General features: G+C 58.6%; 13 protein-coding genes. 11 read left to right on the top strand and 2 right to left on the bottom strand.

Features of this window, described 5'->3' with window-relative positions:
• The 5 genes from NZ740_10615 to NZ740_10595 all read left to right on the top strand — a co-directional run.
• The coding region (locus NZ740_10615) for a GNAT family N-acetyltransferase (GenBank protein ID MCS6772452.1) at window positions 1–289 on the top strand (289 nt) is incomplete at its 5' end.
• Entirely contained in the window at window positions 289–1,428 is a 1,140-nt protein-coding gene (gene rffA, locus NZ740_10610) for a dTDP-4-amino-4,6-dideoxygalactose transaminase (GenBank protein ID MCS6772451.1), read from the top strand. The genes NZ740_10615 and rffA, both read left to right, overlap by 1 nt.
• On the top strand, window positions 1,421–2,479 hold the full coding sequence (locus NZ740_10605; GenBank protein ID MCS6772450.1) for a glycosyltransferase family 4 protein: 1,059 nt from the start codon (window positions 1,421–1,423) through the stop codon (window positions 2,477–2,479). Before rffA ends, NZ740_10605 begins: the two co-directional genes overlap by 8 nt.
• A complete protein-coding gene (locus NZ740_10600; protein MCS6772449.1) occupies window positions 2,476–3,399 on the top strand; it encodes a glycosyltransferase in 924 nt (307 codons plus the stop codon). The genes NZ740_10605 and NZ740_10600 overlap by 4 nt, the downstream gene beginning before the upstream one ends.
• A 39-nt stretch (window positions 3,400–3,438) precedes the next feature.
• Window positions 3,439–3,663 (top strand): hypothetical protein, encoded by a 225-nt coding sequence (locus tag NZ740_10595; protein ID MCS6772448.1) that lies wholly within the window; start codon window positions 3,439–3,441, stop codon window positions 3,661–3,663.
• Window positions 3,664–4,092: 429 nt separating this feature from the next.
• On the opposite strand, the gene NZ740_10590 is transcribed toward NZ740_10595, so the two are convergent.
• Window positions 4,093–5,037, bottom strand: a complete 945-nt coding sequence (locus NZ740_10590; protein MCS6772447.1) for a hypothetical protein — start codon at window positions 5,035–5,037, stop codon at window positions 4,093–4,095.
• A gap of 39 nt (window positions 5,038–5,076) precedes the next feature.
• The gene (locus NZ740_10585) at window positions 5,077–6,447 is read right to left on the bottom strand and encodes an FAD-dependent oxidoreductase (GenBank protein ID MCS6772446.1); all 1,371 of its coding nucleotides are present in this window, start codon (window positions 6,445–6,447) and stop codon (window positions 5,077–5,079) included.
• Between the two features lie 115 nt (window positions 6,448–6,562).
• On the opposite strand from NZ740_10585, the gene rfbG reads away from it, so the two are divergent.
• The 6 genes from rfbG to NZ740_10555 all read left to right on the top strand — a co-directional run.
• The gene (gene rfbG / locus NZ740_10580; GenBank protein ID MCS6772445.1) at window positions 6,563–7,672 is read left to right on the top strand and encodes a CDP-glucose 4,6-dehydratase; all 1,110 of its coding nucleotides are present in this window, start codon (window positions 6,563–6,565) and stop codon (window positions 7,670–7,672) included.
• Between the two features lie 105 nt (window positions 7,673–7,777).
• Window positions 7,778–8,569, top strand: coding sequence for a glucose-1-phosphate cytidylyltransferase (rfbF, locus tag NZ740_10575; GenBank protein ID MCS6772444.1), 792 nt, complete (start codon window positions 7,778–7,780; stop codon window positions 8,567–8,569).
• Between the two features lie 28 nt (window positions 8,570–8,597).
• Window positions 8,598–9,491 carry an NAD(P)-dependent oxidoreductase gene (locus tag NZ740_10570; GenBank protein MCS6772443.1) on the top strand — a complete coding sequence of 298 codons (894 nt, stop codon included), beginning with the start codon at window positions 8,598–8,600 and terminating at the stop codon, window positions 9,489–9,491.
• Window positions 9,488–9,997 carry a nucleotidyl transferase AbiEii/AbiGii toxin family protein gene (locus NZ740_10565; protein ID MCS6772442.1) on the top strand — a complete coding sequence of 170 codons (510 nt, stop codon included), beginning with the start codon at window positions 9,488–9,490 and terminating at the stop codon, window positions 9,995–9,997. The genes NZ740_10570 and NZ740_10565 overlap by 4 nt, the downstream gene beginning before the upstream one ends.
• Window positions 9,998–10,204: 207 nt before the next feature.
• Entirely contained in the window at window positions 10,205–11,476 is a 1,272-nt protein-coding gene (locus tag NZ740_10560) for an FAD-dependent oxidoreductase (GenBank protein MCS6772441.1), read from the top strand.
• The coding region (locus NZ740_10555; GenBank protein ID MCS6772440.1) for a hypothetical protein at window positions 11,473–11,663 on the top strand (191 nt) is incomplete at its 3' end. The genes NZ740_10560 and NZ740_10555, both read left to right, overlap by 4 nt.

The raw sequence follows: 11,663 nt of genomic DNA, 5'->3' as shown, positions 1-11,663 counted from the left end.
ATATGTGGCCGATCATGGGAGGGAGATTGAAGGATACGTTACGTGTAAGCTTCTGGGCGCGGGAGTGGGACAAATCGGGTTGTTTGCCGTCTCAGCGCCTGCTCGGGGGAGGGGGATTGGTCGGCACTTGCTGAATGCGGCCATCCAATGGTTTGCCGAACGTGACTGCAGAGCGGTGGATGTCGTGACGCAGGGCTCGAATGTGGCTGCCCAACGAATCTATCAGCGACATGGATTCGTTACACGCGATGTAAGCGTCTGGCTTCACAAGTGGTTCGCCAAAACATAATGGGTTACCGGATTCCGTTCAATCGGCCCGAATGCGCGGGGCTGGAATCCGCGTACCTGCAGGAAGCCCTCCAGTCCCCACAATGGTCCGGCGATGGCCCCTTCACAAAGAAATGCCATGCGCTTCTCGAGCGGGTGACGGGCGTAAAGAAGGCTCTTCTGACGACCTCTTGCACGCATGCGCTTGAGATGGCGGCCTTATTGCTGGATTTGCGGCCGGGTGAAGAGGTGATTGTACCGTCCTTTACGTTTGTTTCCACAGCGAATGCGTTTTACGTTCATGGGGCCCGTCCCGTTTTCGTTGATGTGCGTCCCGATACCCTCAATCTAGATGAACGTCGGGTCGAGAGCGCCATCACATCGCGGACTCGAGCGATCGTTGCAGTCCACTACGCCGGAGTTGCCTGCGAGATGGACGCGCTTATGGATATCGCCGCGCGGCACGGTATCCTCTTGATTGAAGACAATGCCCATGGGTTGTTTGGCTCATACAAGGGACAGCCCCTGGGTTCCTTCGGACAGCTAGCCACGCTCAGTTTTCATGAGACCAAAAACATCACCTGCGGAGAGGGCGGCGCACTCTTGATCAATGACCTCAGTTTCGCGCCGCGAGCGGAGATCCTCCGCGAAAAGGGCACCAACCGGAGCCGTTTCTTTCGCGGGGAGGTGGACAAATACACGTGGGTGGACAAGGGGTCGAGCTTTTTGCCCTCCGATTTGTTGGCCGCCGTCCTATGTGCCCAGTTGGAGCGGGCGGAGTTGATCCAGGCGAAACGCCGCGAAATCTGGCAGCGGTATTGGAATAACCTCCAATCGTGGGCGCCGGCTTGGGGCATCCGGCTACCCGTGATTCCGCCGGAATGCGGATGTGCGTGGCACATGTTTTACGTGCTGATGCCGGATGAAGCGACCCGATCGCGCGTCATTGCCCGCCTGAAGCAGCGCGGTATTTTGGCCGTTTTTCACTACCTCCCGTTGCACCTTTCCGATGTCGGACGCGCACTTGGCGGGAGGGCCGGGGATTGCCCTGTGACCGAGGATGTGAGCGAGAGACTGCTGCGATTGCCGATGTTTGCCGGGCTGTCCCTTTCAGAAGTCGATGAAATTTGTGCGGCGTTCAAGGAAGCCGTGAATGCGTGATGCACGAATTTACGGAGTTTACTTCCGCCCTCATGATTTTATGCATCGCTCCGGACTTGAGCCGCTGGTCGAAGCGGTGGGGGCGGTCCCTATTGTCCATGGTTGCTACTGGAAAAAATGGGGCCGTTGGCACTGGCGTCTCGAATCTGCGCTGAGAAAATGGGGGCAGCGATATTACGGGTCCGAGTGGAACTACCTGCTGCCTTTCTGGGATGAACACCGCATCGCCCGACAAATCCGCGAGCCGGGGTCGGTGGTGCACTTCCTGTTTGCCGAATTTGCCGGTCCGCGCCGATCCGATTGTTTTCATCGACGTGGCGTGCGTGTCGCGGGCACATTTCATGCGAGCCCGAGAAGGCAGGAACAGGTTTGCGGTGGGATCCGTCTGGAAGCCTATGATGCGATTTCCGTGGTCTCCAATGGCCAGCGGGCATGGTTTGTAGGAAAAGGATACCCGCCGTCCAGAATCTTTCTAACCTTACACGGGGTAGATGCCGCATACTTCAAGCCGGATCCGGCGCGTCCGCCGACGCCGGACGATCAACCGCTGATGGGCTTGCTCGTGGGTTCTACGGAACGGGACCATGAGTTGGCCGCGGCGGTAATGAACGCCCTCCCAGACGGCGTGATGACCTTGTACGTGGCCACCAAGCCCTATCCCCACCCCGCATATCGGGGGATCAGGAATGTGATCTTATATCCCCATTTGAGCGACGAAGATCTGTTGAGGGCCTATCAGAAAGCTGACCTTCTCGTCATGCCCCTCCTCGATGCGACGGCGAACAATGCCGTTCTGGAGGCCATGGCGTGCGGTACGCCTGTTGTGACAAACCGCACATGCGGGGCGGCTGACTATATCGAACCCAACGGCGGCTGGATCGTGGAGGATGCGTGTGTGGATGCTTGGGTTGAAATCTTATGTGCCATCTCCCGAGCTCGGGAACAACTCCCGGCCAAACGCGCGCAAGCCAGGGCATGGGCGGAACGGTTTCATTGGCCAAATCTCGTCCCCCAGTACAAGGCGCTCTATGCCGCCGCGCTTGCTCCGTGAACTCCCCGCTCGTTAGCGTCATCATCCCGGCCTATAACGGGGCCCGGACGATCCGCGAAACCATCGAGAGTGTTCTGGGGCAAACCTATTCGCCGTTTGAAACGATCGTCGTGGACGATGGGTCCACCGACGCTACGCCCGAAATCGTGGCTGCCTTCGGACCTCAGGTGCGATTGATTCGACGGGATAGAAACTCTGGTATCTGCGATCGGGCTCGTTGCGACGGCATCCAGCAGGCCAAGGGGAAATATTGTGCATTCATCGATCAAGATGACCTTTGGTTCCCGGACAAACTGGCAAAACAGGTTGCTTTCATGGAGTCCCATCCTCAGATCCCCATGAGCCACCATTATGTTCGGGTGATTGATGAGGACGGCCGCCCTCTCGAAATCCGTCATGAAGGCAAAATTCCTCCAACGGGCAACTGCGCGAGAAGCCTGCTCGAGCATTGTTTTATTACCATCAGCTCCATCATGGTCAGACCGGAGGTCTGGCTGGATGCCCAGCGCGCGCATGGAATGCGGTTTCCGAACTCGGATCTGGAAACATTTTTCTACATTTTGCGGAGCTTCCCGGCGGGCATCGGATTTATTCCAGAAGTGCTTGGCTTTTATCGGCGTTGGACACAGAGCATGAGCCGCCAAAACTGGAGATGGACGCCGGAGGATGTCGATGAACTCGAACGCGTGTACACAACGCGCGTATGGGAGGGACTGCTGGACGAGCGCGAAGTGCGCCGTGCGCTTGCCCGCGCGTACGCGGTCAACGCCGAATACCACCGGCATCAAGGGCGTCCGGGACGCGCACTCTACTTCGCGCGTCGGGGGCTCCGATATGCGCCGCTAAATTACGAACTCCATCGCTCCGTTCTGCTTTCCTGTGCCCGCGGCCTCGCTGGACAAGGATTTTCTACGCATTGAAATTGAAGCTTTCGACCAAGCGGCTTAGATCATATGTAGATGACGAAAGTTCGAGAAACATCCGAGCAATGGGACGACGTGCCGCGCAAGGTGGTGGGGCGGCGTGTATCGCCGGGCGGAGGATGGGAGCATGCAACCAAGTTGCAGCAGTTGGCGAATCAGATGAACCGAGGCCGAACGAGTTGGCCCCGCGGGGTTTTCCGCTTTCGCTCGTTTGAAGAGGCGGATTTCTGGTGGATTCAGAATATCCGGTTCCGGAAATAACGCGAATCCGGACGATTGAGGATTTGATTCGCGTCTGCGCTCGACTCAACGAACTAGGCGCGCGCTAGATTGTGATTGGGGGGCGGCGATTATCGCGCAGGGGTTGCTCCGAACCACAAACGACTTGGATCTGTTGCTTGATAAATCGCCCGAAAATGTGGCCCTCGTTCGCGAGGCCTTGAAGGTTTTGCCGGATCAAACGGCAGCCGAAATGGATCCGAGCGATTTAGACCACTATGTCGTGGTTCGAGTCAACGATGAGATCACGGTAGATCTCGTGGGCGCGGCCTGCGGCCTTACCTTTGGCGAGGTCTCTCACCTCATCGATTGGCAGGATTTGCCGGGCGTGCGCATTCCGTTCGCCTCGCCTGCTCTCCTGTGGCTAACCAAACAAACGCATCGAGAGAAGGATACGCTGGACCGCGCACCTCAAGAAATGGTTTGCCGACCGCGGGCTCGAACCGCCGACCAGCGTCGGCGGATGATGTTCGGAATCTGTTTCGCGATGCGGACGGCGCGGGTCAGTTGCATCCGGTGGGCCCATGTCAGGGTATCCGGCAGATTGGCCGCTCGGATATCTTCGAGCAACTGCGTACGGTCGAGCCACTCCTGCTGCACAAAGAAGGTGTAATGCAGCGCTATTTGCCGGCAATCGAGGACGTTCACGTGGTGATGTTCTGCAATCCAGGCGCACCAGCCGGTTTCATCCGTGGGGGGAATGCCGCCCATCCGCTGCCAGTGCCGATAGTCATATGCGATGCAACCGATGCTGAAGTGCCTGGAAAAATAAAGAAACGGTTGAGAGCCGACACGCCCGCGGTGTCGGGAGTTGGCTTCTCGGAGATTCAAGAATGCCCGTGTCGCCCATTCCCCCACAAGGGGGCTGCGCCACGTCAACCCTTGCGCCTCGGGCGAAGGGTCGCAACCAAAACGGCGGCGGTGCTCCTCCAGTAATTCGGTATAAAACTGCGTCAACAAAATAAAAAGTCCGTAGCCGTTGTTAGGAATCAGCGGCGTAATCAGCGCCAGATCGTCTCGATCCCTATGAGCGAGATAGGCGTCCCACATCATACGCGCCCACCCCGAAGGCACGAAAATGTCTTCGTCGGTTTTGGCATAAAAACAACCGGGATATTTCTGAATGCAGCGATTCTGCATCGCTGCGATGCCTTGGGGCCGCGTCCCGTCGCCGAGGATCTTGTCGCACTGCAGGCGGGGATGGCGCTCGATCCATTCGTCAATAAAGCGCATGTGCCGGCGTGTGACGCCGTTGAGGAGAAAGACCACGCGGTCAAAGACCTCGAAACTACCGCCGCGTTCGTGGAGCAACAGGTTCATGCCGACGCAATCGCGCCGGTCTTTCGTCAGGATCATCAGGATTTTTTCCATCCAGGGAATGAACCGAAGGGAACTTCAACGCTTGCCGGCGTTGACGAGATTCGGCTGGAAAAGGGTCACTTCCGGCTCCCCGCGCAGCAACCGGTTTGCGGCCTCGACGCCTTGCATGATCGAGTGGTCCATATTTGCGACTTCGTATTTCCATCCGCCGAACCGGCCGCGACTGTAGATACCGTGCTGCTCGAGCGCGGGGATTACATCGGCGAGGATCTCGTCCCGATCGAGGGTGGGAATGGGGTAGCCGTAAGTCGCTTTCATCAAAAAGATATGAGCCTTCTCGCGCGGGATGTCGACCAGCCCGATGGCGCGCAATCCGTCCAGCGTAGGCTCGACCCAATCTATCGTTTTCGACGTGTCGTCCGCCGGCCGGGCGATTTCGCACAGGAACGAGCAGTAGCGGGCGGGATCCGGCGTATGGGCGGGCGAAAATATCGAAAATGGCGTCACGCGGTAGAATGGGCAGCTGTCTTCCGGCGTGTATACCCACGTTTTGTCGCGGAGCAGCTCTGGGATCGGGAACGGCGCCGCGACCCCGACGACGTGGACGGTGTTATGTCGGAGACCAGACGCCCTGCGGTGGAGGTCGGGATCTCCTATCAGACGGGTCAGTTCGACAAAAGGTATGGTCGAAATGAGGGCGTCATATCGCTCGCGGGTACCATCCGAGAACGCAGCGACATGGTCATGCGGGTGCAGCCGAACCAGTCGCGTCGAGAGCCGGATCGAGCCCCGCGGGAGGCGAGCGGCCATCGCGTTCCAGATCGCGCCCGTGCCCCCTTTTTTGGGGAAACGGAACGTTGCGTTTGGGCCCCACGATACGTCGTCGCGCCCTTCCCGGATGTTTCGCTCGACCCGTTCGAAATCCGTCTTGGGCACGCGGTCGCCGATCCAATGGGCATTCATCTCGAAAGGATCGACAGTCCAAAGCTTGCGGTTGTAGGGAAACAGGAAGTGGTTTGCGATGCCCGTCCCGGCGGTCTGGAGAATCCACTCCCCAAAATTTTTCGCGGCCGGAAAATTTTTGTTGAGCGTCGCGCGGAGCCCATCGAGGCACTCGTCTCTCGCACGTTGGGGCAGGTGGCGAATATTGTACTGGAACGGGTAGGGGACCCATGCGCCGTACAAACGCACCCACGATTTTCGGATGTGATGGTAGAAACCGTCGGGCAGGAGGTCGTCCATCAACCGATCGACATAGTGGTAATGCGAGTGAGCCACATGGACGGCCAAATCCCAGGTGAACCCTTTTTCATCATGGTACGACGCGGCCAGGCCACCGACGAACGACTCCGCTTCATACACACAGAAATCGGTATGACCCAGTTCGTGAAGCCGCCACGCCGCGCCCAGACCGGTAGGGCCCGCGCCAATAATGATAATTCTCATCTTGAATGCCTTGACGGCGCGGCACGCTATCACCCTTTCTATTCGCCCGCAATCGGTAATGCGATCCATGCTTGGGTCCTAACGGAGTCGCGCGGCGCGGAGAAGGAGTCTGTTGATGGCCTTGTTTGATTGTTATCGGCGCAAGAAAGTTCTCGTCACGGGCGATACCGGCTTCAAAGGAGCTTGGTTGTCGCTTTGGCTTATGGAGCTGGGCGCCGACGTGTACGGGTTCGCCCTGCCTCCGGAGACGCGGGAGTGGCTTTATAGCCGGGCTGCTCTCGACTCGTTCATCCGGCACCGCGACGGCGACATTCGCGATGCTGAACGGGTCCGACAATGCATCGATGAAAGCAAGCCGGACATTGTGTTTCACCTCGCCGCCCAATCGCTTGTTCGGCCCTCCTACGTCGATCCCGTTGGGACCGCCGCTACCAATTTCATGGGGACTGTGCACATTCTGGATGCCCTCCGCCGCGCGGGCCGTCCCTGCGCGGCCGTCATCGTCACCAGCGATAAATGTTATGAAAACCGCGAATGGCCCTACGCCTACCGCGAAAACGATCCGATGGGCGGTCACGACGTCTACAGCATGTCGAAAGGGGCCGCTGAACTGGCGGTCTCTTCTTTCCGGCGCTCCTTTTTTCCGCCTGAGGGGCCGATCGCCGTGGCCAGCGCGCGAGCCGGCAATGTGATTGGACCCGGCGATTGGGCAGTGGACCGCATTGTGCCGGACGCCATGCGCGCGCTGCTGAACGGTGAAATCCTGCTGGTGCGGAATCCCAATGCGGTCCGACCCTGGCAGCATGTGTTGGAGCCACTTGCCGGTTATCTGCAGCTTGGCGCGCTGTTACTGCAGCGCGGTCCGGTCCTAGCGTGGGTGCGCGACGCATGGAATTTCGGACCTGCGCTCGATGCCGCCCGCACGGTGGCGGAACTCGCCGATGAAATCATTCGTGTCCTCGGACACGGAAGCTGGAAGGCGGAAAAGTCTGGGAGAGAGCCGCATGAGGCAAATTTTCTGCGACTGAGCGTTGAAAAGGCGTCCTCGCTGCTCGGATGGCGGCCGGTATGGTCGTTCCGCGAGGCGGTGCGGCGAACGGTGGAGGGTTATCAATTTTTGCGAAGCGCCGGCGCCGCCGATGTTCGGTCCTACATGGCAGGCGAAATCCGCCAGTACACGCTGGACGCGGCCGCTGCCGGATGCCGGTGGGCGCAAGCTGGATGACCGCGATTTTCGCATCGCCTGTAATTTCCATACCATGGAAGCCGAGCACGAATTTTTTACAGGGCATGGAAAAATCCCGCCCCGGGCGGGTTCGGAGAATCGCCGATGATCAAACCAAGTGACATCCCCGTTGTGATTCTGGCCGGCGGGCGCGGTACCCGCTTGATGGAAGAAACTCAGGTAATCCCAAAACCGATGGTCACCATCGGGGGCCGGCCTATCCTGTGGCACATCATGATGATGTACAGCCACTACGGGTTTCGCAAATTTGTGGTGTGCCTCGGCTACAAAGGGTACGTGATCAAGGAGTACTTTCTGAATTTGCTCAAGCATACGTCGAGCGTCACGCTGCGCAGCCGCACGGGCGAATTTTCCTATCATGCGGAGCAGGCGCCCGATTGGGAGCTCGCCCTCGTCGAAACCGGCGAGAACACGTTGACCGGCACGCGCGTGAAGCTGATTGAACGGCACATCGATGCGCCCCATTTCTGTCTGACCTACGGCGACGGCGTGTGCGACATCGACCTGGGCGCTGAACTGGCGTTTCACCTGGGGCACGGACTGGTTGGGACGATCGGCGCGGTCCACCCGCCTTCCCGTTTTGGCACGCTACAACTTGGAGAGGACGGGCGGGTGCTGGCCTTCCAGGAAAAGGAGCCCCTCCGCCATGATTACATCAACGGGGGGTTCTTCATTTTCCGGCGTGAATTTTTTGATCGGCTGCCGGCGCGGGGAAACTACAGTTTGGAGTCCGAACCTCTTGCCGCGTTGGCACGGGACGGCCAATTGGCGGCGTTCAAGCATGAAGGTTTCTGGCAGTGCATGGATACGCTGCGCGACCGCGAAACGCTGGAACGCATCTATGAAAGCGGCAATGCGCCGTGGGTGAAATGGTAACTTTTAGCGGACCCCGTCCCTGCTCCCGATGAAAATTATTGTTACCGGAGCGACGGGGTTCATCGGCCGCGCCGTGGTTCACGCGCTGGTGGATAGGGGCCACACTGTTTTGGCCGTCGATCGCGCGGGGTCTGCGCCTGCGGCGGCGCGCTTTATTCGGGCAGACCTCGCCGATTCTGCAGCCATTGAGCGCCTGTTTGCCGAAGAAGGGGGGGGCGCCGCCTTGATTCATCTGGCGTGGGACATGCGCCGCCATGAGGGGTTCGGCGTCCAAGCCGAAAGTGTTCGCATTGCAGCCGGCATAGCGGACGTCGCTGCGGCAGCGGGCGTTTCGCGGATTGTGACGCTGGGATCGGCGGATGAATTCGGCGCCGCCTCGGGCATCCTTACTGAAGAGACGACGCCCGTCCAGCCGTTGTCGCCTTACGGTTGGGCCAAGCGCGCGGTTCACGATCTCTTTGCATCGTGGGCCATCCGGACGGGCATCCCGGTTGTTTGGTTGCGTCCCTTCATCGTGTATGGGCCGGGCCAGCGTGGGGATCAGGTCATTCCGTACGCCGTCGAGTGCGCCCGGCAGCGGAAACCGGCGGCGTTTTCCGACGGGCAGCAGGTGAGGGATTTTGTGTATATCAACGATGCGGCGGAAGCAGTGTGCCTCGCGGTGGAGGCCCCTGCGCGAGGGTTTGAAGAATATAACCTTGGCAGCGGGCAGCCAACGCGGGTGGTGGATGTATTGCGCGCCATTGCGGCCTATTTTCAAGTAGAGGACCTCTTCAAGTTCGGTGCACATCCCCGTCGTCCCGGCGAGCCGGATGAATTCGTTGCAGATCCCCGACGCGCGGCAGAGCGCCTCGGCTGGCGCGCGCGTACGGACTGGCGCTCGGGCATAGAGCAAACCTGCGAGCGAGAAAAGCGAGGATGAAAATCAATAGCATCGTCGCGATCTTCGACGCGCTGAATCGGTCCGGCACGCACTACCTTGTTGCCGGGGGATTGGCCGTTGTGGCGTATGGATATTTGCGGCTGACGATGGATATCGACATCATTCTCAAATTACAGCCAGACAATATCAGACGCGCATTGAATGCGTTGCGTTCACTTGGCTACCGTCCGAGAGTGCCGGTTTTACTCGAAGATTTTGCGGATCCTGAGCATCGGCGCCAATGGATTGAGAACAAAGGTATGGTTGTTTTTCAGTTGGTCAGCGATGCGCATAAAACGGCGCCGATCGATATATTTGTCCAGGAGCCATTCGATTTCGATTCTGTTTACGAGCGTGCGCCATCGCGAGAGATTGATCGCGGTGTCTCAATACGCGTAGTGCCACTGGCGGAACTTTTGGTCATGAAGGAAAAAGCGAATCGGCCTAAAGACCAGATTGATCTAATCTATTTGAGGAAACTACAAATGGATGCTCAAGATGCATGAAAAAGTGTTCGGACATCGTGTCGCAAGCGAAGTGGGACGACGTAGAGCGCAATCATATGTTAGACGCGTTACAACTTACGTTTCGCGAGCGTCTCCAATGGATTGAAGAGGCGGCCGAGATCGCAGAGCGCCTTTGTCGACCATCCACCCAGAGGGTGTCTTCGACAGAAAATATCGAATCGGGTGAGAAGACATAACACAGTTATCTTGGGCGCAGGCTTGACCGCGCTCGGTGTAGCGCGCCATCTTTCTGACGCCGTTATATTCGAGGCTTCGGATCACGTCGGCGGGCATGCGTATTCGCACGAGCAACACGGTGTTTTCTTTGACGAGGGCGCGCACATTTGTCACGCGAAGGATGAGGCGTGGCTGAAACTGCTATACGCGCAGGCCGGGGCGGTGCGGCGAATTGAGCAGAGCCGCGTCGGGTGCTGGTGGCACGGACACTGGCTGACTTATCCGGTGCAAAACCACCTGCGTGACTTGCCGGCTGATCTCCGCATTCGGGCGCTAGATGATTTGGTGAAGGCGCAGGTCGCGCATCAGGGGAAGACCGCTGCCAATTATGAAGAATGGTGCCGTTTCCAATACGGAGATTATCTGACCGACCAATTTTATCGCGAATATACCGACAAATACTGGCGTGTGCCGATGGCGGAGATGGGGACGGACTGGTTGGCGGGCCGACTACTGCCGTCGCAGCTCTCCCGGATCATTCACGGCGCCATCGCGCCGCTGGACGAAAAGCAGGCGGTATTTTCGCTCTTTCATTATCCTGAACGCGGTGGATTCTTTGCGTTCTTCAAGGGGCTTTATGAGGGACTTGATATCCGTCTGAACCGTCGCGCTGTGTGCCTCGATTGTAAAACGCGCACGATTGGTTTTGCGGACGGCTCGGAAACGCGGTATGAGAGCTTGGTCAGCACCATCCCGCTGAAAGAACTCGTCGCGATCACGGTCGACGCGCCGCCTGAAGTGCGTGAGGCTGCAGTAGGATTGCGGTGCACGCAGTTGCTCTGCGTGAATCTGGTGATCGAGAAGTCCGATCTGACACCATACGACTGGTTCTACATTTATGATGCGGATATCGATGTTGCCCGCGTAAAGGTCACGAGTAATGTTGCGCCCAATAGTGTGCCAACAGGGACTACAGTGTTGCAAACCGAGCAGTTCGTGCGGGACGACGAATCGTTCGATATTCCTGCGCGTGTTGCGAAGACTGTGCGGGATCTCGCGCGCGTGTTGAAATTCGACCCGGAACGGATGGTGCGAGCGGCGGCGCATGTGCACGTCCGACACGCGTATCCGATTCCAATGCAGGATCGGGAAGAACGAGCGCGCCGTATCATACAGTGGTACGAGTCGCGGGGCGTTTATCCCGCCGGTCTTTTTGGGCGTTGGAAATATCTGTGGTCGGATCAGGCTTACTCGAGCGGCCGGGAATTGGCGGCGAGCCTATCGGCCAGTGTAAAAGGGTGAACGATCCCGCTCCCGATGTGACCATTCTCGTGCCCGACCTGCGGGCGCCGACGGTCGGGGCCGCGGTTCGGATGCGGGATTTGCTCGCGCCCGCGGGCGTGGAGATTGTGGGACCGGATTTCGGCGGAGGCGTATGTGCACTGTATCGGAATGCCGGTTCTTTTGTATGCGTGCCGACGCGCCGGCT

Source organism: Kiritimatiellia bacterium, from assembly GCA_025054615.1.
Classification (GTDB): Bacteria; Verrucomicrobiota; Kiritimatiellia; order CAIVKH01; family CAIVKH01; genus JANWZO01.
This window is presented reverse-complemented; position numbering and strand designations above follow the sequence as displayed.